Origin of the sequence: Microbacterium sp. Clip185, assembly GCF_028743715.1 — a bacterium.
Classification (GTDB): Bacteria; Actinomycetota; Actinomycetes; order Actinomycetales; family Microbacteriaceae; genus Microbacterium.
Genome location: NZ_CP117996.1, coordinates 3,248,835 through 3,268,905, shown reverse-complemented (window position 1 = coordinate 3,268,905; position 20,071 = coordinate 3,248,835). Strand labels below are relative to the sequence as shown.

At 69.3% G+C, this 20,071-nt stretch carries 20 protein-coding genes; 11 read left to right on the top strand and 9 right to left on the bottom strand.

Going from position 1 to position 20,071, the window contains the following annotated elements; all coding sequences use genetic code 11:
* Window positions 1–29: 29 nt before the first annotated feature.
* The 3 genes from PQV94_RS15970 to PQV94_RS15960 form a co-directional block, all read right to left on the bottom strand.
* A complete protein-coding gene (locus PQV94_RS15970) occupies window positions 30–1,232 on the bottom strand; it encodes an XRE family transcriptional regulator (RefSeq protein ID WP_274286746.1) in 1,203 nt (400 codons plus the stop codon).
* 17 nt (window positions 1,233–1,249) lie between these two features.
* Window positions 1,250–1,597: a hypothetical protein gene (locus PQV94_RS15965; protein ID WP_274286745.1), complete on the bottom strand. Its 348-nt coding sequence runs from the start codon at window positions 1,595–1,597 to the stop codon at window positions 1,250–1,252.
* Window positions 1,598–2,034: 437 nt separating this feature from the next.
* The gene (locus PQV94_RS15960) at window positions 2,035–2,316 is read right to left on the bottom strand and encodes a hypothetical protein (protein WP_274286744.1); all 282 of its coding nucleotides are present in this window, start codon (window positions 2,314–2,316) and stop codon (window positions 2,035–2,037) included.
* A gap of 436 nt (window positions 2,317–2,752) precedes the next feature.
* Here PQV94_RS15960 and PQV94_RS15955 point away from each other — a divergent pair, with 436 nt between their 5' ends.
* Complete coding sequence (locus tag PQV94_RS15955; protein WP_274286743.1) at window positions 2,753–3,694, top strand: aldo/keto reductase; 942 nt, start codon at window positions 2,753–2,755, stop codon at window positions 3,692–3,694.
* 157 nt (window positions 3,695–3,851) lie between these two features.
* On the opposite strand, the gene PQV94_RS15950 is transcribed toward PQV94_RS15955, so the two are convergent.
* Window positions 3,852–4,493, bottom strand: a complete 642-nt coding sequence (locus PQV94_RS15950) for a GntR family transcriptional regulator (protein WP_274286742.1) — start codon at window positions 4,491–4,493, stop codon at window positions 3,852–3,854.
* Window positions 4,494–4,804: 311 nt separating this feature from the next.
* Here PQV94_RS15950 and PQV94_RS15945 point away from each other — a divergent pair, with 311 nt between their 5' ends.
* On the top strand, window positions 4,805–5,011 hold the full coding sequence (locus PQV94_RS15945; RefSeq protein ID WP_137418469.1) for a cold-shock protein: 207 nt from the start codon (window positions 4,805–4,807) through the stop codon (window positions 5,009–5,011).
* 57 nt (window positions 5,012–5,068) lie between these two features.
* Here PQV94_RS15945 and PQV94_RS15940 read toward each other — a convergent pair whose 3' ends face one another.
* Genes PQV94_RS15940 through PQV94_RS15925 form a run of 4 tightly spaced genes read right to left on the bottom strand, consistent with a single transcriptional unit; the run spans window position 5,069 to window position 9,423 of the window.
* Window positions 5,069–7,150: a bifunctional lysylphosphatidylglycerol flippase/synthetase MprF gene (locus PQV94_RS15940; RefSeq protein WP_274286741.1), complete on the bottom strand. Its 2,082-nt coding sequence runs from the start codon at window positions 7,148–7,150 to the stop codon at window positions 5,069–5,071.
* A 26-nt stretch (window positions 7,151–7,176) separates the two neighbouring features.
* Entirely contained in the window at window positions 7,177–7,857 is a 681-nt protein-coding gene (locus PQV94_RS15935; RefSeq protein WP_274286740.1) for an HAD hydrolase-like protein, read from the bottom strand.
* Window positions 7,858–7,915: 58 nt separating this feature from the next.
* Window positions 7,916–8,650 (bottom strand): endonuclease NucS, encoded by a 735-nt coding sequence (gene nucS / locus PQV94_RS15930; protein ID WP_274286739.1) that lies wholly within the window; start codon window positions 8,648–8,650, stop codon window positions 7,916–7,918.
* Between the two features lie 38 nt (window positions 8,651–8,688).
* Window positions 8,689–9,423 (bottom strand): GAP family protein, encoded by a 735-nt coding sequence (locus PQV94_RS15925; RefSeq protein WP_274286738.1) that lies wholly within the window; start codon window positions 9,421–9,423, stop codon window positions 8,689–8,691.
* A gap of 116 nt (window positions 9,424–9,539) precedes the next feature.
* Between PQV94_RS15925 and PQV94_RS15920 the strand changes: the two genes are divergently transcribed.
* Together PQV94_RS15920 and PQV94_RS15915 are read left to right on the top strand one after the other, a co-directional pair.
* Window positions 9,540–10,727 carry a sensor histidine kinase gene (locus tag PQV94_RS15920; protein WP_274286737.1) on the top strand — a complete coding sequence of 396 codons (1,188 nt, stop codon included), beginning with the start codon at window positions 9,540–9,542 and terminating at the stop codon, window positions 10,725–10,727.
* A complete protein-coding gene (locus PQV94_RS15915) occupies window positions 10,724–11,365 on the top strand; it encodes a response regulator (RefSeq protein ID WP_274286736.1) in 642 nt (213 codons plus the stop codon). Before PQV94_RS15920 ends, PQV94_RS15915 begins: the two co-directional genes overlap by 4 nt.
* An 18-nt stretch (window positions 11,366–11,383) precedes the next feature.
* Here the strand turns inward: PQV94_RS15915 and PQV94_RS15910 are convergent, their stop codons facing one another.
* Window positions 11,384–12,619: an MFS transporter gene (locus PQV94_RS15910; RefSeq protein WP_274286735.1), complete on the bottom strand. Its 1,236-nt coding sequence runs from the start codon at window positions 12,617–12,619 to the stop codon at window positions 11,384–11,386.
* A gap of 63 nt (window positions 12,620–12,682) precedes the next feature.
* Here PQV94_RS15910 and PQV94_RS15905 point away from each other — a divergent pair, with 63 nt between their 5' ends.
* The 7 genes from PQV94_RS15905 to mnhG all read left to right on the top strand — a co-directional run bounded on the left by PQV94_RS15905 (window position 12,683) and on the right by mnhG (window position 20,069).
* Window positions 12,683–13,747: a LacI family DNA-binding transcriptional regulator gene (locus PQV94_RS15905; RefSeq protein ID WP_274286734.1), complete on the top strand. Its 1,065-nt coding sequence runs from the start codon at window positions 12,683–12,685 to the stop codon at window positions 13,745–13,747.
* Between the two features lie 87 nt (window positions 13,748–13,834).
* Window positions 13,835–16,738, top strand: a complete 2,904-nt coding sequence (locus tag PQV94_RS15900; RefSeq protein ID WP_274286733.1) for a Na+/H+ antiporter subunit A — start codon at window positions 13,835–13,837, stop codon at window positions 16,736–16,738.
* Window positions 16,735–17,274, top strand: a complete 540-nt coding sequence (locus PQV94_RS15895; protein ID WP_274286732.1) for a Na(+)/H(+) antiporter subunit C — start codon at window positions 16,735–16,737, stop codon at window positions 17,272–17,274. The genes PQV94_RS15900 and PQV94_RS15895 overlap by 4 nt, the downstream gene beginning before the upstream one ends.
* Window positions 17,271–18,836 (top strand): Na+/H+ antiporter subunit D, encoded by a 1,566-nt coding sequence (locus PQV94_RS15890; protein ID WP_274286731.1) that lies wholly within the window; start codon window positions 17,271–17,273, stop codon window positions 18,834–18,836. The genes PQV94_RS15895 and PQV94_RS15890 overlap by 4 nt, the downstream gene beginning before the upstream one ends.
* Window positions 18,833–19,426 (top strand): Na+/H+ antiporter subunit E, encoded by a 594-nt coding sequence (locus PQV94_RS15885; protein WP_274286730.1) that lies wholly within the window; start codon window positions 18,833–18,835, stop codon window positions 19,424–19,426. The genes PQV94_RS15890 and PQV94_RS15885 overlap by 4 nt, the downstream gene beginning before the upstream one ends.
* Window positions 19,423–19,692: a monovalent cation/H+ antiporter complex subunit F gene (locus tag PQV94_RS15880; protein WP_274286729.1), complete on the top strand. Its 270-nt coding sequence runs from the start codon at window positions 19,423–19,425 to the stop codon at window positions 19,690–19,692. The genes PQV94_RS15885 and PQV94_RS15880 overlap by 4 nt, the downstream gene beginning before the upstream one ends.
* Window positions 19,689–20,069 carry a monovalent cation/H(+) antiporter subunit G gene (mnhG, locus tag PQV94_RS15875; RefSeq protein ID WP_274286728.1) on the top strand — a complete coding sequence of 127 codons (381 nt, stop codon included), beginning with the start codon at window positions 19,689–19,691 and terminating at the stop codon, window positions 20,067–20,069. The genes PQV94_RS15880 and mnhG overlap by 4 nt, the downstream gene beginning before the upstream one ends.
* Window positions 20,070–20,071 lie beyond the last annotated feature (2 nt).

The following is a 20,071-nucleotide window of genomic DNA, read 5'->3' as shown; positions in this document are numbered from 1 at the left end:
CATCGTGGCTCGCGCGCAGGACGCGCGGATCAGTCGTTGGCGACGTGGCGCACGGGCAGGCGGTGAACGGGTGCGATGGGGCGTGTCGGCTGCTGACGGCTCGACGGTCGTGGGGTGAGGACGCTCACCGTGGCTTCGGTCGTCGAAGCCGCGGCCGGCGACCAATCGAGCCAGCGATGAAAGTACGCTGCGCTGAGTCCGATGGAGGTACTGACGGCCGATACGTTCCGCTCGAACGTCGGCTGCGTTCCTTGCGTCAGGGTCTTCTGCAGCCAGACGGCAGACTCGTTGCCCACCTCGATAGGCTCCTGCTTGTTCCATCGCCGCGCGGAGATCTGCTTGAACAAGCTGCGAGCATGATCGTCGTCGATGACGCCGAGCTGACGGAAGCGGGTAACGAATGCCTTGATGGAGAACCCCCACTTCTCCTTCAACCTCGTCAACGCGGTGAGGGAAACGCGTGCCCCTCCAAGGTCGTTGATGACGGCATCCCCGGGTGCAAGGAGAGCGGAGGCGAAACGGTGCGCCTCGTTCTCGCGTCTTGTTGCGTCGGCCGCAGACACAGGTTGAGACCGCCCGGCGTGCAGGACGAGGTGCCCGAGCTCGTGCGCGACGGTGAACCGCTGGCGGTCGCCGGGGACAGCATGTTCGGGTGAGGTGGAAGATCGGCTGACCCGTATGACGGGGACGTCGTTGATGCGAAGCGACATCCCGAGATGGCGGCCGAGTTCGCTGTCCATGGGAAGGACGACGACTCCGAGGCGTTCGGCTGCGCGCACAGCGTTGCCCACGCGGTCGCCCTCCTTGATGCCTGCGAGGGTTCGGACGTCGGCCGCTGCGCGTTCGATCTCGTCCGCGTCGTTGGGGTCACCGTCGAAGATGGGCAACGTATCCGCCACCCGCCGCAGGTCGAGTGTGGCGAAGGCGTCGAGGGCGGTACGGCTGTCGTGGAGGACGCGGTCGACGGTGCGCTGGGATGCGTCTGCGTAGGCGCGCAGCTGCGGTGTGGTGAAGGTGGGCTCCGCACCGGGGCGGTGGAAGTACGCCGGGGTGACGTCCAAGACGGCGGCGACGGCGTCGAGAGCGCGCGGGTCCAACCAGCTGAGGTTGCGCTCAGCCATGGAAATCGAGCCGGCCGCGATACCCGCGCGTTCGGCAAGCTCTTGCTGGCCGAGACCGTTCCCAAGCCGCAGGCGGAGTAGACGGTCGCCGACCCGAGTGTCCTCACTCATGTGCGGATCCTTTCCGATCAGCGGCTACGCGTCGAGGGCCCGACCTTCCTCCCCGAAGTCGTCCTCGTCGCCCAACTCCCCACCGGATACAACTGGCCTTTGGCGATGAGGGTGTCGAAGTCCGCTACGACGAGGACGAGATAGTAGTCGTCATTCTCCGCGAGTGGCCGTACCGAGCTTACGAAATGCTCTCGCGCGAGCTGCCAACCGGATTCGGCAGCCTCCCTAGCGGCGCGACGCTCGAAGTTCCGCTGCCACCACCACAACAGCAAGGACACCATGAGACCGGTTGCTAGGGCGAGGATCGCGTCGGGCAGGAACTGACTCCAGTCCGGAGGCCATAGCGAGCTGGCGGCGAGGTGCATGGCTGAAGGCTATCGGCGCCGATGCTCCATCGCGTTGCAGGCGAGCAGGTCATGCAGAAGCGACGCGGCGCCCACTGCGCAAGCGCGCATAGACGCCCACATGCAACGCTTCATCGACAGTCCGACCCATCAACCCGCCGGTGAAGAGAGTTCGAGCCGCGGTTGTGGAGAGACCAAACGGCGCTCGCAGGAAAGGGCTTCTGACCAGGGCAGGACGGATAGTCACGGAAAGTATTCCCGCCTAGCGCGGAATCGGTCTGGAATGGGGTCTGGCGAGCCCTTACGGGGCAAGGGGTCGCGGATTTCCATACAGGCCCACAGATAGAACCGGTCGGGATCCATCCCGGCCGGTTCTTGCGTTCATCGGCGCGTTCGGATGCGAGGCTCGCCGCTCGATCACGCAGACGGCCGAGGTTCGCACTCCTTCTGGGCGATGCTCAGGACGCGCCCTGACGGCAGCGGAGCGGAACCTCGAGCTCGACGACGTCGCCGGTCAGCGGCGGCAGATCCCCCGCCATCTCGATCTCATCGCCGACCAGTGCGGCGATCGCGGCGTGGAGTGCGGCGGGCACGTCCTCTGCGCGGGAAGCTCCAAGCTCGACCTCGCGTCGGGCGACGGCATCGCCGTCGCCGTTGACGAAGCGGAGCGTGGCCTGCCACGCGGCACCCGCGCGAGATGGTGCGCTCAGGCGCGCACGGATGTAGCCGGTGTCCTCCACGATGTCCCCCTGATGTCGTGAGAGTGCGTTGCCCTTCCTTCCTACACTGCCCGTGTTTCGCGCGGCAGCGACGGTACCTGGCAGTGCGCTGGGTTTCCGGCGATGCGTTTCGTCTCGCTTCGCTCGCGGGGCGACACAGGGGTCGGCTCGCGTGGCGCCCGGAGGGGCGGCCCGGATCCGACTGCGGGACGAGGCCATTTCATCCCTACGGATGATGACGGTGAGCATCGGATCGGGTTGTCTGGAGGAGTTGCCGCGGATGCGGCGGTGTCCCTCTGGGGGGAGAACTCGTCATCATGCCGCGTCGGGCGGCCTCGACGGGATCGTCGGCACCGTCGCGTCGCAGCCTCGGTGGGCGCCGCTTTTGGGTGGCGGCGCCCACCACACCTCGCGTACCGCGTCCGATACTGGAGACAGCGACACGGAGGATGGGCACATGCAGGAGTCAGCGCACACGGCGGAACTCGGCTTCGGTCTCGCGGCCGTGGGGCGCCCCGCCTACATCACGAGCGATCGCGAGCACGACCTGGGATCCCCCGCCGCCCGCTCCGTCGCCGCGATGGAGACCCGGGTCCACGCGCTTCTCGACACGGCGTGGGCGCTCGGCATCCGCTATCTGGATGCGGCGCGGTCCTATGGAAGAGCCGAGGAGTTCCTCGGCTCGTGGCTGTCCGCACACCCCGATCGTCGCGCGTCGCTCACGATCGGCTCGAAGTGGGGCTATGAGTACGTCGGCGACTGGAACCCCGCCGCCGAACTCCACGAGCGCAAGGAGCACTCGCTCGCGATGCTCGACCGGCAGTGGCGCCAGACGCTGGCAGCGCTGGGCGGGCCGCCGGACTTCTATCTCATCCACTCGGTCACACCCGACTCTCCCGCGCTCGCCGACGGTGCGCTGCTCGAGCGGATCGGGGAGATCCGCGAGACGGGGGTGCGGGTGGGGATCTCGACCAGCGGCCCCCTGCAGGCGGAGGTCATCGACCGGGCGACGAGCGAGCACGGCGACCTCTTCTCCGTCGTGCAGTCCACCTGGAACGTCTTCGAGCCATCGGCGGGCCCCGCTCTTGCGCGGGCGCACGATGCGGGCTGGACCGTCGTGCTGAAGGAGGTGCTGGCCAACGGCTGGCTCAGCGACGCCCATGCGCCGACGGTGGTCCGGGATGAGGCGCGCGCCGCATCCCTCACGGTGGACGAGTACGCGTTCGCCGTCGCGCGTCGCCAGGAGTGGGCGGACATCGTGTTGAGCGGCGCGGCCACCGACGATCAGCTGCGTCGCGGCGCCGAGCGCAGTGCGTCCGGCGACGCCCTACCGATGCCGTCGTTCGCCGTCGACCCGCAGAGCTACTGGAAGAGGCGTTCGTCGCTCGACTGGGCGTGAATGCACTCGCATGGAAACCTGAGTGTTGCTTATGCGATGAGGGCGATTTGTCCCCCATATGGGGGACAGGGGTACTCTAGTTCCACGAGCCCTTCACCTCCCCCAATCGAGGGGCTCCACGGCCCCCTCCGCTCCCCCCAGCAGGAGGGGGCCTTTCTCATTCCTGGCGTTCGCGCTGGTAGGCGCGCAGGACAGCGTCGGCCCGCGCGGCATTGCGGGTGAGAAGGGCCCGGCGCAGGGCTTGTCCTGCTCGGTGCCCCGTGTCGGATGCGACATCGATGAACGCCCAGCCCTGCAGGTTCCGCTCCAGCGTGAGCGATGTCTCCCGGATGAAGCGGCCGAGCACGATGTTGCCGGTCGCGATCGAGAGCGTCCGGAAGAAGGCGGTCGACGCCTCCGTGTGCGTGCCGGTACCCACGGGCGTTGCGAGCATGCGGTCGTAGGCGGCGACGAGAAGGGTCAGCGTCTCGTCCGAGCAGGCCGGCAGTGCGGCGCGCAGCGCCTCCGCCGTGAAGCCGACGATGAAGGCGCGGGTGTCCGCGACGAGACGCTCGGTGGGAACGGTGACGCGGGTGAACCTGTTCGCCGAGATCTCCACCAGGCCGATGCGCTCCAGCCGTTGCAGCGCCTCACGCACCGGTGTGCGCGAGATGCCGAAGCGCTCGGCCAGCTCCACGTCGCGCAACGACTGGCCGGGGGCGAGCTTGCCGTCGCGGATGGCGCGACCGAGCAGCTCGAAGACCTCGTCTCCGAGCATCCGGCGACGGCGGGGCGGCCGCGATGTCGGGTGGTCGGCCATGGAGTGACCAGTGTACGACGCGGTCCCCCAGCGACCGCGGAGTTTTGCCCTGTCGCCGGGGAATCCCTGTGGCGATCCCGCGGTGACGCAGTAGAGTGATCGCTGTCGCGCTCCGCGCGACGTATCCGGGGGGATCCGTCGACGCCCGGGCCTATGAGCTTCGCTCGGCCCGGGCGTCGAATGGTTAACGGCCCGCGTCGCTCGTGCAACGATTTCGTCACCATCTGCAACTCTTCCCCACTGACCACCTCGCGCCGCTACGGTGGGAGGTCACTGGCGCAGAGGGTGCCGGACGCACAAGAAGGCAAGGCATGAGCACGACGGGTACGGTCAAGTGGTTCAACTCCGAGAAGGGCTTCGGGTTCATCGCTCCCGATGAGGGGGGCGCAGACGTCTTCGCCCACTTCAGCGCGATCGACGGCAACGGCTACCGCTCGCTCGAGGAGAACCAGCGGGTCGAGTTCGAGGTCGAGCAGGGCCCCAAGGGTCTGCAGGCAGCGAAGATCCGCGCTCTCTGAGGCGCGAATCGACAAGAGGGACGGGATGCACCGCATCCCGTCCCTCTTGCGTTCGCGTCAGGAGGTGCCGCGGACGAGCTCCAGTCCCGCACCCGCGAACTGTCGCAGCGTCGCGGTGGGCAGGAACGCTCGCGTGAGCGCGAGAGAGATGCGGGTGAGGTCGCTCTCGTCGCGGTAGAGCAGGTACATGGTCTCGTATCGCGGGTGGAACTTCTCCTTGAAGCGGTGCAGCGACTGGAAGCCGTAGACGGGCTCCAGCGCATCGGCGAGTTTGCCGCTCAACTCGGCCATGAGCCCGGCATCCGGTGGGTAGTCGTGCGCGAGCGGCGCTCCCGACAGCGACATGATCTGCGCCCCCTCCTCGGAGAAGGCCTTGGCGGACGACCCGATGAGGAACTCCATCACGGGCCCGAAGCCGCCCTCGCGCCGGCGCATGAGATCCAGCGTCCACCCGTGGATGCCGCCACCCGGTGCGTAGACCGGCAGCCACGACAGGAACCCGTCCACATCCCCTGCGGGCGAGATCGCCAGCGCAAGGCGTACCTCCGGGTCGGCGGCCTCGGCCAGGGTGCCGAGGGTGAAGCTCATCTCCGGCAGGCCCTTGTCGCCCACCCAGCTCTCGGAGATCGCCCGCAGTTGAGCGCGGATCCCCCAGGGTTCGTCGGCGAGCCGCGTGAGTCGGAACGTCATCTCCTCGCGCCCGGCACGGTTGAACGAGGTGCGGACCGCGTTCCACGCCTTGCCGGTGAACTCCAAACCCGGAAGGTCGACGATCGTGTCGTCCGCCACGACGAGGTTGCGCCAGCCGTCGGGTACCGCGGCACGGGTTCGTTCTCCTGCGCTGAAGAAGCAGGGGATGAGGCCGGCACGCTCCGCCGAGTCGATGAACGCCGACACGGCGGAATCGGCATCGGCCTCCGGACCGATGGGGTCCGCCAGCACGAGCGCGACGGAAGCGCGGCTCTGGAACGCGACGATGCTCTCCGACACCCGCGCGTAGTGGTTGCCCTCCCAGGTCGTCATCCACGACAGCGTCCCACCACCGAAGCGGTGCAACTGCTCGCGCAGCGCCGTCCGATCCGGAGCGGGCGGCTGGCCGATGCGGGTGCGCCGGCGCGCGCGGAAGGCGCCGCGCACCCAGACGAGGTAGATGAGCACCAGTGCCCAGAGCACGCCGTTGGCCAGTGACAGCGACGGGTCCCCCGAGATCGCGCTCTCCGCCTCTGCCCACCCCGCCAGAGCGATCAGCGCGACGAGGGCGACGAACTGCAGCAGGTTGATCGCCGTGATGATCAGGCCGAGAATCCAGGCCCAGTGGCGGCCGCGGCGCAGCCCGTTGGCGATGAGAGCGACGACGGCGACGTCGATCGCCACGTCCCAGATCGACCCCGATCCGGGCGTCGTGGATCCGAAGGGCCCGTCGGTCGGGACCACGAAGACGATGATTTCAAGGACCGCGAGGATGGCCAGCGCGAGAAAGGCGACGAGCCGCTGCTCGCGCACGGTCGTACGCTGCGGGCGCAGCGAGCGGTCCACGAAGAGCACCAGCACCACCGCCAGCAGGTGCTCGATGTCGTCGAGATTGCCCCAGAACAGCATCGTGACGAAGACGAAGCCGAGCAGGAGCAGCCAGACCCGCATCCGCCACGGCGCACGAAGCAGCCCCACGGCGGCAGCGAGGGCGGCGAAGGCACCACCGGAAGGACCGACATCCAGTGCGCCCGCCTGCGTGAGCGCCCAGGGCCAGCCGGTGAGCGAGAGCGCCCAGACGAGAAGGGCCGCCGTGAGAACGGAGAACAGCTGGCCGATCGTGAAGTAGGCGAGCGCCACGCGGGTGCCGCGGCGGAACTCGAGGTGGGCCATCCCCGCGAAGCTCGCGACCGTGAACAGGTAGAGGCCGGGGTAGCCGACGATGAAGGTGCCGGTGAGCGGCGTCCACCAGCGGCCTGCCTCGAGGGCGGGCCAACCGTAGGCCCACATTTCCATGCCGGGATTGCGGTGGAACGGATGCCAGAGGGCGCCGGTGACGACCCCGATCACCAGCAACGCGGCGACGAGGACGAGGGTGGCGGGAAGACGACGCGCGACGCGCATCGCCGCGCGGGGTCTGGGTGGGCTGGCGGCGTCGTCCGTCGTCATGCGCTCACGATAGCGACGCGCAGGGCTCAGGCGTCGGAATCGACGAGCAGCAGTGCGTGGAGCTCGTCGGCGTTGTCGACGACGGCCTGGGCGCCCTCGGCCTCGTGCGGCCAGCTGAAGCCCCACCGCACGAAGATCACCGGTACGCCGTTGGCCGTCGCGCCGTCCACGTCATGGTGTCGATCGCCGATCAGCACGGGGCGCGAGGTGTCGACCCCGGCGGCCCGCATCCGTCGGAGGGCCTCGGCGACGATGTCGGCCTTCGTGGCAAGCGTCTTCTCGTCGGGGGTCGCACCCGTGATGGCCGTCATGTGCTCCGCGAGGTCGAAGTGCAGCATGAGCGCCTGCACCTGGTTCTCGGGCTTGGAGCTGGCCGTGCCCTGGGGAACGCCCGCGGCGGCGAGATCGTCGACGATCTGCTTGACGCCGGGGTACAGCTTGACGTCGGTCGTGTAGCCGTCGGCCTTGCCCAGCGCGCGGTAGAAGGTGACCGCATCCGTGGCACCCTCCGGCGTCATCCCGGCGTGGTGCTGGAAGGACTCGTAGAGCGGAGGTCCGATCCAGTGCACCAGCTCGGCGCGCGTCGGCGCCGGAAGTCCGAAGTGCTCGAGCGTGATCGTCAGGCGACGCAGAATCCCGTCGGATGCGTCGACGAGCGTGCCGTCGACGTCCCAGAGGACGCAGGAGAACGGGGATCCGACGGACATGACTCCCACGCTATCGTGCGCCGGTGAGGGGTCAGCGCGGGCGAGGTGAGCCCATCGCTCAGAAGAGGGTGGGCAGGCCGCTGTCGATGCCCTTCATGGCCTCGTAGTCGAGCACGACGCAGTCGATGCCGCGGTCGGTCGCGAGGGTGCGCGCCTGCGGTGCGAACGCCTGGGCGGCCAGCACGCCGCGCACCGGGCGCAGGTGCGAGTCGCGGTTGAGCAGGTCGAGATAGCGCGTGAGCTGCTCGACCGCGTCGATGCCCGCTCGCCGCTTGACCTCGACGGCCACGTGCAGCGCGCGCGGGGTCTCGTCCTCCAGGGCGACGACGGTGGCCGCATCCGGATCGCGCAGCATGAGATCGACCGGGCCGATGGCGGTGGGGAACTCCCGGCGCACGAGCGTGAGGTTCTCGCCGATGACCCCGACCTGCTCGGCGAGCAGCCGCTGCAGGTCGGCCTCTACACCGTCCTTCTGCAGGCCCGGATCGACGCCGAGCTCGTGGCTGGAGTCGTGGATCACCTCGTAGAGACGCACGAGCAGCGCGTCGCCGGTCTTGGCGTGCGTGACGCGCCACTGCTCGATCACCCCGGCGCTCGCCGCATCCTCGTCGGGCTCTTCGACGGCCAGTGAGCACGGCGGGCTCATCCAGTTCAGCGGCTTGTACGAGCCGCCGTCAGAGTGCACGAGCAGGCTGCCGTCGCCTTTGTGGACGAGGAGGCGAGTCGCGAGGGGCAGGTGGGCATTGAGGCGGCCGGTGTAGTCCACGGAGCAGCGGGCGATGACGAGGCGCACCCGAAGAGCCTAGTTGCCGACGGGCTCCTCTCCGACGTTCACAGCAGATCGAACAGGCCGAGTTGGGTCGCCGCCGCGCGCGCCAGCAGGAAGCCGATGATGCCGAGGATCCACGATGTGGTCTCGCCGGCGGTGCGCGAGAGCCACGCCGCGAGTCGCTCGAGGGGGCGCTCGATCAGGCGCGCAGCGACCACCCGCAGACCAAGCAGCACGAGCGCCGGCAGGACCATCACGAGGCAGTATGCGGCGAGGGCCCCCACCTGAACGGGCAGCGCCAGCTGTGACTCGGCGAGCAGCGTCATGCCGATCAGGTACGGGAGCATGGTCGCCAGCTCCACGACACCCGCAGCGATCGCCACGGCGACGACCGTGCGTGCGGGAACGCCGTCCGACACCAGGCGATCACGCCATCGGACGATGCGCCCGGGACCGGCGTCGGGACGCTCCTGCATCCGCTTCTCGTGGGCGGGGATCGCGAACGCGGCGATCAACAGCGCGGCGCCGACGACCAGGCGCACGATCGCTCCGGCGGTCGAGGAGAAGAAGTCGCCGACGACGTCGATGACGTTCATGAGTCCGAGCAGGAACAGCACGCCGACCGCGAGATAGAAGAGCGAGATCGTCAGGAGGTAGAGCAGGTGCCGCCCGATGCGTACCCTGCCCGGGACGATCATGAGCAGCAGGGGGATGACGAGGGTGCCGACGCTCAACCCGTCGACGAGTGCGAGCACGAACAGGGTGAGCGGTAAGGGGGCGCCGGGTATGAGATCCACTCTCCGAGTCTTCGGCGAGGGCCGCTTTCGCACATCGGGCGAAGGGCGCACCCCCTCCCCCGCTCCTCCGTCTTCCGACGGATGCCGCCGGCGCATGCCTGTGCTTGCATGAACGCATGGGCGAAGCAGAGGGCTCCCGACTGCGGGACTGGGTACGCCGGCACCGGGCATCGGCCGACGCGCTCATCTACCTGCTGATCGCGCTCGCCGCCGGCGCACTGGGACTCACGGTGTCGGGCGCCATCGTGCCGAGTGCGTTCGCCGCCGCATCCCCGTGGTGGACGTTGATCCCCGCTCTCGCCGCCGTGGTCGTCGTGCTCGCGCGCGACCGGTGGCCGATCCCCGCACTGATCGCCGCGGTCGTGATCATGGCCGTCGACGTCTTCGTGTTCGGCGGACTCGTGCCGCTGATCGTCGCCGTGGACGTCCTCTATGTCGCGACACGCGAGACGGAGCGCCGCCGCCGCATCCTGGTCGGGATGATCGCCGTCGTCGCGGTCATGGCGGTCGCAGCGGGGTGGATCACCGCGGACGCGCGAGCGAGCTTCCTGGTGGCTCTGCAGCTGGGCGCCCTGGGCGGACTGGGGTACTGGTACGGCACCGCTGTCGCGCAGTCGCGAGAACTCGTCGCTCTGCATCGGCAACAGGCGGAGGATGCGCGTCGCGAGGGAGAGCGCGACCGGGATGCGGCGGTGCAGGGCGAGCGCGATGCCATGGCCCGCGAGCTCCACGACGTCGTCGCCGGGCATGTCGCGGCGATGGCGATTCGTTCCGAGGCGGCGCTGTCGATGCCGCCGGAGCCGGATGCCGACCGCGCGGCGCTGCGAGCCGTGCGCGATTCGTCGCGGGAGGCGCACGACACGCTGCGCACGATGATCGCCGTGCTCCGCGACGGCGGCGCGCAGATCGCGGCGCCGGCAGGAGTCGCCTCGATCGACGAGCTCGCCGAGGCGGCGCGCCGCGCGGGGCTGGAGGTGTCGCTGGAGAACGAACTCGACACAGCTCTCAGCACTCCCGCGGACCAGGCCGTCGCGCGCATCGTGCAGGAGTCGTTGGCGAACTGCGTTCGTCACGCCCCCGGGGCCGAGGTACGCATCCGTCTCGTCAAGGAGTCCGGGGAGGTGACGGTGCGGGTGGACTCGCGCGGAGCATCCGCGCCGCCCGCGCGGCTCGCGGGCAACGGCTGGGGCCTCGAGCTGCTGCGCGAACGCGCGAGGGCCTTGGGCGGCACGCTGGATGCCGGCCCCCGCGCCGATGATGGATGGCGCGTCGAAGCCCGCATCCCCGCGGTGGTGCAGGGATGAGCGCGCCACGGGTTCTCCTCGCGGATGATCACGCCGCCATCCGCGAGGGGCTGCGGATCCTGCTGGTCGCCCACGGCGTCGAGGTGGTCGGGGAGGCTGCCGACGGCGCGGTGGCGGTGCGCAACGCTCGAGCCCTCCGACCGGATGTCGTGCTGATGGATCTGCGGATGCCGGGGATGGACGGCGTGGAGGCGACTCGCCGCATCCGGGAGGACGACTCAAGCGAGGTGCTCGTGCTGACGAGCTTCGACGAGGACGAACTGGTGGATGCGGCGCTCGACGCCGGCGCCGTCGGTTTCCTCCTGAAGACGGTCTCGGCGCCGGCTCTCGTGGATGCGGTCCACAGCGTCGCCCGCGGCGACGGGGTGCTCGATGCGCGGGTCACCCGGCGGGTGCTCGCGCAACGGACTCGGCACGCGGAGGTCTCCCCCGCTGCCGCGGCGCTCGACGCGCTCACGCCGCGCGAGCGCGAGGTGCTGGCTGCACTCTCCGAAGGGCGCTCCAACGGTGAGATCGCGGCGCTGCTGAAGATCTCCGTGCCGACGGTCAAGACGCACGTCTCGAGCGTGCTCACCAAACTGGCGGCGCGCAGCCGCTCCCATGCCGTCGCGATCGCACGGGACCGCGCCGGACGGTGACCGCGCATCCCCGGCGGGTCAGTGACCGCGCGGCGCCTTCTGATCCTCCGCGGCGGCCAGCGGACGCGCGGCGCCCGAGAAGAATCCCGACGCGACGATCAGTCCGACGATGATGAGCAGCGTGTTCAGCAGGCCGATGTGCTCGCTGATGAAGCCGAGGATCGGCGGCCCGCACAGGAATGCGACGTAACCGATCGTCGCCGCCGCACTCACTCGCGCCGCCGCGTGCTGCGGGTCGTCGGCGGCGGCCGACATGCCCAGCGGGAAGCCGAGGGATGCGCCCATTCCCCACAGCGCCGCACCGATGAACACGAGCGGCATGTTGGGAGCGAAGATGAAGAGCACGAGTCCCACGGCCGCCGTCACCGCGAGCGAGCGCAGCACCGCGACGCGGCCGAAGCGATCGACCAGCGGTCCGCCGAAGACGCGCACGACGGTCATGGCGACGGAGAAGACCGTCAGCGCCGCAGGTCCGAGCGCCGGGTCGGCTCCGTGATCGTCGACGACGGCGAGGGAAAGCCAGTCGTTCGCACCGCCCTCGGCGAAGGCCATGCCGAGGATGATGACGCCCAGCGTGTACGTGCGCGGCTCCTTCCACGCACTCAGCGCGAGTCGGATGCGCTCGCCCCATCCCCTCGGCGCATCCTCCGCGTCGACGTCCATCGCGACGTCTCGCACAGGGACGTTGGAGGCCGTCACGACGGCCAGGACGGCGATGACGACGGCGACGATCGCCGTGTGCGCCACGACGCTGAACGCGATGGCGGCGGCGGCCGTTCCGAGCCCCGCCCCGATGACCGTGCCGAAGCTGAAGAACGCGTGGAAGAGCGGCAGGATCGTCTTGCCCGTCTGCTTCTCGATGGCGGCACCCTCGACGTTCATCATCACGTCGAGCGAGCCGTTGCCGAAGCCGAAGAGCGCGAGTCCCGCGAGGACGACCCCGTACGTGTGCAGATAGTCGGTGCCGACGCCGATCAGGACGAGTCCGAGCACGACGAAGAACAGCGCCCCGAGCATTCCCTTGCGCGCACCGAAGCGCGCCAGGATCGCGGAGCTCGCTGTCAGGCCGAGGATGGAGGCGACGCCCATTCCCAGCAGCAACATGCCGACCTGGATGTTGTCGATGCCCAGCGCGGCCTTGATCGCGGGCACGCGAGACGCCCACGTGGCGATGCTCAGACCGCTCGCGAGGAAGATGGCGAAGACGGCGGTGCGCCACCGAGCGACCTGGGAACGGGACAGCACTGTTTCCATGAGCACACCCTACCGAATCGATTCGATCCGTGTCGCGACGTGGGGGGTTAGCATCGAGGGACCATGAACGCACGCCGTGCCACCATCGCCGACGTCGCCCGTCAGGCGGGAGTCGCCGCCTCGACCGCGTCGGTGGTGTTCAGCGGCAAGACAGCGGTCTCCGAGGCGACCCGCTCGCGTGTGCTCGCGGCGGCCGCCGAACTGGGCTACGCCGGACCGGACCCGAGGGCGGCGTCGCTGCGTCTCGGACGTTCGGGCGTCGTCGGCGTCGTCATCGGCGATCGCTTGCGCGCCGCCTTCCGCGATCCGGTCACGACGATCATGCTCGACGGGCTCGCCGAGGGCGTCGCGGAGCGCGGCAGCGGCCTCCTCCTCCTGCGCGACGACGAGTCGGGCGGCGCCGCCCTCCCTGCCGCGCCCGCCGACGCGTTCGTGCTGATCGGCTGCAGCACGCGCCTACGCTCCGACCTCGAGGTACTGCAGCGGCGCGGTGTTCCGGTCGTCGTCGTGGAGGGGGATGCCGGCGAGGGGATCCCCCGCATCCGTCTGGACAACCACGACGCGCAGGCGGTCATCGCCCGCCACGTGCGAGAGCTCGGCCACCGACGCGTCGTCGTGGTCGCCCTTCCCGTCGGAGGCGGACACGGCACGGGGTGGTTCGACCCGCAGGCCGTCTCGCAGATCACCGTCGACGTGACGCGCGAACGTCTGGAGGGCGCCCTCGACGTGTTCGACGCCGCCCGCGTGTACGCCGCGGGGGCGAGCCTGATCGACGAGGGCTACTCGGCGGGCCGCGCCATCCTCATGGCGCCGGGCGAGCGACCGACGGCGATCCTCGCCCAGAGCGATGTGCTGGCCGCCGGCATCATCCGCGCCGTGCACGATGCCGGGCTCCGCGTGCCCGAAGACGTCAGCGTGACCGGGTTCGACGGGGTCTCGATCGACGGCGTCGCTCCCCTCACACTGACCACGATGGTGCAGCCGGCGGCGGAGAAGGGACGAGCGGCAGGCATCGCCGTGTCGGCGATGCTCGAGGGCGTCGTGCCCCCCGACATCCTGCTGACCTCTGTGTTCCGCCCGGGTAATACGACAGGGCCGGTTTCTTCGGCCGTGGCGCCGGGCGCGTAATCCGCCCCTTAGAATAGAGAGCGACACCCCGATCGCCTGGGTGGTTCCGTCTGCCACGGAGCCCCGACGACCACGAGGAGGCCGCGTTTGCTGGTACTCCTCGCTGCGTTCGCCCTCGTTCCGCTGTTGCTCCCGTGGCTCGTCTCCCGCCTCGGGGCTCGCGCGTTCGCCGTGGCGGCGCTGCTGCCGATCATCGCCTTCGGCCACACATTGTGGCTTGCGCCGCAGGTGCTGTCGGGAGGCATTCCCTTCGAGACATACGAGTGGATGCCCTCGCTCGGCATCGAGCTCTCGATGCGGATGGACATGCTCAGCTGGGTGCTGACGCTCATCGTCACCGGCGTCGGAGCGCTCGTCATGCTCTACTGCCGCTGGTACTTCGCGGGAAAGCGCGAGGGCCTCGGCCAGTTCTCCGCCGTGCTCCTCGCCTTCGCGGGAGCCATGTACGGTCTCGTGCTCACCGACGACATCGTCGTGCTGGTCATGCTGTGGGAGATCACGAGCGTGCTGTCGTATCTGCTCATCGGGTACTACCACGCACGTGGTGTCAGTCGCCGTGCGGCACTGCAGGCTCTGCTGGTCACGACCCTCGGCGGACTCGTCATGCTGATCGGCGTCGTGCTGATCGTCGTCGAGGCTGGCACGACCAGCATCTCGACGATCCTCGCCGAGGCTCCCACCGGTCCCGTCGTCAACGCCGCTCTCGTGCTGCTGCTCGTCGGAGCGCTGAGCAAGTCCGCGATCTTCCCCTTCCACTTCTGGCTCCCCGGAGCCATGGCTGCGCCCACGCCCGTCAGCGCCTACCTGCACGCGGCGGCGATGGTCAAGGCCGGCATCTACCTGATCGCCCGCTTCGCCCCCGTCTACGCGGACGCCGATCCGTGGCGTCCGATCATCGTGTGCCTCGGTGTGTTCACGATGCTGCTCGGCGGCGTGCAGGCCCTGCGCGAGTCGGACCTCAAGCGCATCCTGGCCTTCGGCACGGTGAGCCAGCTCGGCTTCCTGACGGTCGTGCTCGGCTTCGGGACGCGCGAGGCGGCGCTCGCCGGGCTCGCGCTCCTGCTGAGCCACGCCCTCTTCAAGTCATCGCTGTTCCTCGTCGTCGGCGTCATCGACCGCCAGCTGTCCACGCGCGACATCAACGAGCTCTCCGGAGTGGGCCGGCAAGCACCGACGCTCGCGACCTTCTCGATCATCGCCGTCGCCTCCATGGCCGGGTTCATCCCCACGATCGGCTTCGTCGCGAAGGAGTCCGCCCTGGCGGCGTTCCTCGACGACGGATCGGTGTGGGCGACGGTCGCCCTCATCGGCATCCTGATCGGATCTGCCTTGACGGCGGCGTACGGCATCCGTTTCGTCTGGGGTGCGTTCTGGACCAAGAAGGATGCGTCCGGCGCGGCGCGCGAGCGCACCGACTGGCCCGATCCGCCCGTCGGCTTCCTCGCAGCGCCGGTCATCCTCTCGGGCCTCACCCTCGTGTCGGGGCTCGCCGCGCCCTGGGTCGACACCGCGTTCGCGCGATACGCCGAGCTCGCCCCGGCCGCCGGCGAGAAGGCCACGCACCTGGCGCTGTGGCACGGGTTCGAGCCCGCACTGTTCCTCTCGCTCGGCACGCTGGCGGTGGGCGCCTTCCTGTTCTGGTTCGCTCTGAAGGTGCGCTGGGCCGAGCGTCGCCGGGTGCTCCCGTTCACCGCCGCCGATGCCTACAACGCGGTCCTGCGTGTCATCGCCCGCATCTCGGTGTGGACGACGACTCTCACGCAGCGCGGTTCGCTGCCGGTCTACGTGGGCACGATCTTCGTCGTGTTCGTCGTCTCGCAGGGCGTCACCCTGTTCGCCGCTCCCGAGTGGCGCGCGCAGCTGGATGCGTGGCAGTCGCCCACCCAGGTATTCGTCGCCCCGATCATGATCGTCGCGGGCATCATCGCGGTGCGAGCACGCAAGCGCTACACGGGCGTCGTGCTGGTCTCGGTGACGGGTCTCGGCATGGTCGTGCTGTTCGCCACGAGCGGCGCCCCGGATCTCGCGCTGACGCAGATCCTCATCGAGACCGTCACGCTGATCGCATTCGCCCTCGTGCTGCGCCGCATCCCGGCGCGGATGGGCGATCACAACGCCTCGGTCGCGCCGGTCGCCCGCGCGGTGCTCGCCGGCGCCGTCGGTCTCACGATGGCCTTCGTCGCGGTCGTCGCGACCTCCGCGCGCGTCGAGGCGCCGATCTCGCTCGCCTTCCCGGAACTCGCCTACGACAAGGGCCACGGGCGCAACGTCGTGAACGTCGCCCTCGTGGACCTGCGCGGCTGGGACACGATGGGCGAGCTGTCGGTGCTCATCCTCGCGGCCACCGGCGTCGCCTCACTCGTGTTCGTCACCCACCGCTCCGACACGCTCTCCGACTTCACGAAGCCGCTTCCCCGCCTCCCCCGCCGCCGTCCGCTGCTCGAGACGTCGGAGGGGCTGCGCCCCCAGGGCGCCGGCGAGAGCGGTCGCCGTGCGTGGCTCGTGGGAGGCGCGAAGGTCAAGCCGGAGAACCGCTCGATCCTGCTCGAGGTCGTGGTGCGGATCCTGTTCCACTCGATCATCATCGTCTCGCTGTACGTGCTCTTCGCCGGCCACAACCTTCCCGGCGGCGGGTTCGCGGGTGGCCTGATCGCAGGAATGGCGCTCGTCATGCGCTACGTCGCCGGCGGCCGCTACGAGCTCGGCGCCGCGGCGCCGACGGATGCGGGGCGTCTGCTCGGGGTGGGCATGCTGCTCGCCGTCGGAACCGCCGTCGTGCCGCTGTTCTTCGGCGTGGACCCCCTGACCAGCACCTGGTTCGACGCCACGATCCCCGTGCTCGGCCATGTGGAGTTCGTGACCTCGACGATCTTCGACATCGGCGTGTACCTCGTCGTCATCGGACTCGTGCTCGACGTGCTCCGCAGCCTCGGCGCCGAGGTCGACCGCCAGAAGCTCCAGCTGGAGCAGCAGGGGGCGGGTGCCCGATGAGCGTCTCCGTCGTCCTGATCGCCGTCATGGCCGTGCTCTTCGCGTGCGGCGTGTACGCGATGCTCGAGCGGAGCCTCACGCGGGTGCTTATCGGCTTCCTGCTGCTCGGCAACGCCGCGAACCTGCTGCTTCTCATCGTGATGGGCTTCCCCGGAACCGCCCCCTTCTTCGCGAAGGGCGCCGACTCGGCGGAGTTCTCCGACCCCCTCCCCCAGGCGCTGACGCTCACGGCGATCGTGATCACCTTCGCGGTCTCGGCGTTCCTGCTCGCGCTCATCTACCGTTCCTGGCAGCTGGGCCAGGCCGACACCGTCGAGGACGACGTCGAGGACATCGCGCTGCGCGGACGTGCGGTGGAAGACGAAGAGGCCATGGAGGACGAGATCACCGCCGACGACGCGACGACGGACTTCGTGGATGCGGCGAGCGTTCCCATCACGGTGCTCGGCAGCCTCGACGTGCCCGGCATCCGCGACGACGCGCCGACCGATCGACCCACCGCGAGGCGCACCGATGACGAGGAGGGCGAGCGATGAACGCACTGGTTCCCCTTCTCGTCACCCTGCCGCTCATCGGCGCGGCTATCGCGCTCGTGTTCGGCCGACGTCGGCGCGTGCAGGTCGCCGTCTCGATCACGACCCTCACCGCGGTGCTCGCCATCGCGGCGGTGCTGCTCGTGGTCGTCGACTCGGGCCAGCCGATCGCGGTCGCCGTCGGCGGATGGCCGATCCCCTTCGGCATCGTGCTGTACGTCGACCGGCTGGCGGCGCTGCTGGTGGTGGTCTCGAGCGTCGTGCTGCTGGCGGTCCTCCTCTTCTCGGTCGGCCAGGGTGCGGCCGACGGCGACGAGGAGACGCCGGTCTCGATCTTCCACCCGTCGTACCTCATCCTCGCGGCGGGCATCTTCAACGCGTTCATCGCGGGCGACCTCTTCAACCTCTACGTGGGCTTCGAGATCCTGCTCGTCGCGTCCTACGTGCTGATCACCCTCGGCGGCACCGAGTCCCGCATCCGCGCCGGCATCGTCTACATCGTCGTCTCGCTCGTCTCCTCGATCCTCTTCCTCGCTTCGATCGCCATGATCTACGGCGCCCTCGGCACCGTGAACATGGCACAGATCGCCGAGCGGATGGGGGAGCTGCCGTCGCACGTCCAGCTCACTCTGCACCTCATGCTGCTGCTGGCTTTCAGCATCAAGGCGGCCGTGTTCCCGCTGTCGTTCTGGCTGCCCGACTCCTACCCGACCGCTCCCGCACCGGTCACGGCCGTCTTCGCGGGCCTGCTGACCAAGGTCGGCGTCTACGCGCTCATCCGCACGGAGACGCAGCTGTTCCCCGACAGCAACGTGAACGTCCTGCTGCTGATCGTCGCCCTCGCCACGATGATCGTCGGCGTGCTCGGCGCGGTCGCGCAGGCCGAGCTCAAACGAATCCTGTCGTTCACCCTCGTGAGCCACGTGGGTTACATGGTGTTCGGGCTCGCGATCGCCACCCCCGCGGCGATCGGCGCGACGATCTACTACATGGTCCACCACATCGTGGTGCAGACGACCCTGTTCCTCGCCGTCGGGCTCATCGAGCGCCGGGCGGGCAGCACCTCGATCCTCAAGCTCAAGGGGCTCATGCGTGCGGCTCCCGTGATCGCGGTGCTCTACTTCATCCCCGCGGTGAACCTCGGCGGCCTGCCCCCGTTCTCGGGCTTCATCGGCAAGTACGGACTCTTCGACGCGGCAGCCCAGGTCGGCACCCCGCTCATGATCGTCCTCATCGTGGCGGGTATCGTCACCTCGTTGCTCACGCTCTACGCGCTCATGCGCGCGTGGAACCTCGGCTTCTGGCGCGAGGACGACACGGAGGAGCCCGAGGTCGAGGCCCGCGTCGAATACCTCGGCAACGCTCCGGCCGCCGGCATCCAGACCGAGCGCCGTGTGATCCCCCGGGTCATGACGGCGGCGACCGCCGGTATGGTGGCCGTCACGGTGGCCCTGACCGTGTTCGCCGGGCCCCTGTACGACATGTGCACCCGCATCGGGGACGCGCTGCTGCAGCCCGTTCAGCTCGTGCAGCTGGAGACGCAGTCCGGGGAGGTCGATCGGTGATCCGACACCTCCGCGGCCCGAAAGGACTCATCGCCCAGACGTGGCGGCAGCTGCCGTTCTTCCTGTGGCTCGTCGCACTCTGGATGCTGCTGTGGGGGCAGTTCACGGTCATCGCGTTCCTCACCGGGCTCGTCGCGGCGATCCTGGTCACCCGCGTCTTCCGGCTGCCACCGGTGGAGCTGTCCGGGCGTGTCAACCTCTGGTACGGCCTCGTCTTCGTCTTGGCCTTCCTCGGCGCGCTCATCAAGGGCTCGCTGCTCGTCGCGTGGCAGGTCGTGAACCCCCGGCGCTACCCCGGCGTGGCGGTCATCGCCGTACCGATGGCGACGAACGACGAGCTGATCCTCGCGCACACCGCCGTCACCGCATCCCTCATCCCGGGATCCCTCGTGATCGACATCGACCGCGACGAGAGCATCCTGTACCTGCACGTCATCGGCGTGAACTCGGATGCGGACGTCGAGGCGCAGCGCCGTCAGGTGCAGCGGTGGGAGCGACGCATCGTGCAGGCCGTCGGCTCGAGAGCGCAGCTTGCGCAGGTCGGCGCCGCGCGCGGGCGAAACCCACAGGTGAGGGAGGCCGGTCGATGAACCCGCTGCTCGTGGCGATCTACATCGTCTTCGCCGTGGCCGCCCTGCTCACCCTCTGGCGCGTGATCAAAGGCCCGTCGATCCTCGACCGGGCGGTTGCCAGTGACGTGCTGCTGACCGAAGTCATGTGCGTGCTGGGCGCGGAGATGGCGATCAACCACCACACCCGCACGCTGCCGGTGCTGCTCGTGATCGCCGCGATCGGCGTGTTCGGATCCATCTCGATCGCGCGGTTCGTCGCGAGGAAGGATGCGAACCAGCGATGATCGCGCACTTCCAGGCGGATGCAGGATTCCCCCTCGACGCCGCCCTCGACACCACGGCTCTCGTGCTGATCCTCATCGGCGCGCTCCTGTGTCTGACGGCGGCGATCGGCCTGCTGCGCTTCCACGACGTTCCCACACGCCTCCACGCCGCGACCAAGCCCCAGGTTTTCGGCTTCCTGCTGATCTGCCTGGCGATCGCCCTGTCGGTGCGGAGCTGGGCCGCGGTGGCCTTCCTCGTCCCGATCGCCCTCATCCAGCTCGCGACGGCGCCGCTCTCGGCGCACATGGTGGGCAGGCAGGCGTACCGCAACCGCACGCTGGACGAGGACGCGATGTACGTCGACGAGCTGCGCGACAAGGACACCGACCCGCGCTGACC

Bases quoted from the DNA above. Each gene is read 5' to 3' on its own strand.
- PQV94_RS15970 (WP_274286746.1), bottom strand. From the start codon at position 1,232: ATGAGTGAGGACACTCGGGTCGGCGACCGTCTACTCCGCCTGCGGCTT.
- PQV94_RS15965 (WP_274286745.1), bottom strand. From the start codon at position 1,597: ATGCACCTCGCCGCCAGCTCGCTATGGCCTCCGGACTGGAGTCAGTTC.
- PQV94_RS15955 (WP_274286743.1), top strand. From the start codon at position 2,753: ATGCAGGAGTCAGCGCACACGGCGGAACTCGGCTTCGGTCTCGCGGCC.
- PQV94_RS15950 (WP_274286742.1), bottom strand. From the start codon at position 4,493: ATGGCCGACCACCCGACATCGCGGCCGCCCCGCCGTCGCCGGATGCTC.
- PQV94_RS15945 (WP_137418469.1), top strand. From the start codon at position 4,805: ATGAGCACGACGGGTACGGTCAAGTGGTTCAACTCCGAGAAGGGCTTC.
- PQV94_RS15940 (WP_274286741.1), bottom strand. From the start codon at position 7,150: ATGACGACGGACGACGCCGCCAGCCCACCCAGACCCCGCGCGGCGATG.
- PQV94_RS15935 (WP_274286740.1), bottom strand. From the start codon at position 7,857: ATGTCCGTCGGATCCCCGTTCTCCTGCGTCCTCTGGGACGTCGACGGC.
- PQV94_RS15920 (WP_274286737.1), top strand. From the start codon at position 9,540: ATGGGCGAAGCAGAGGGCTCCCGACTGCGGGACTGGGTACGCCGGCAC.
- PQV94_RS15915 (WP_274286736.1), top strand. From the start codon at position 10,724: ATGAGCGCGCCACGGGTTCTCCTCGCGGATGATCACGCCGCCATCCGC.
- PQV94_RS15910 (WP_274286735.1), bottom strand. From the start codon at position 12,619: ATGGAAACAGTGCTGTCCCGTTCCCAGGTCGCTCGGTGGCGCACCGCC.
- PQV94_RS15905 (WP_274286734.1), top strand. From the start codon at position 12,683: ATGAACGCACGCCGTGCCACCATCGCCGACGTCGCCCGTCAGGCGGGA.
- PQV94_RS15895 (WP_274286732.1), top strand. From the start codon at position 16,735: ATGAGCGTCTCCGTCGTCCTGATCGCCGTCATGGCCGTGCTCTTCGCG.
- PQV94_RS15890 (WP_274286731.1), top strand. From the start codon at position 17,271: ATGAACGCACTGGTTCCCCTTCTCGTCACCCTGCCGCTCATCGGCGCG.
- PQV94_RS15880 (WP_274286729.1), top strand. From the start codon at position 19,423: ATGAACCCGCTGCTCGTGGCGATCTACATCGTCTTCGCCGTGGCCGCC.
- mnhG (WP_274286728.1), top strand. From the start codon at position 19,689: ATGATCGCGCACTTCCAGGCGGATGCAGGATTCCCCCTCGACGCCGCC.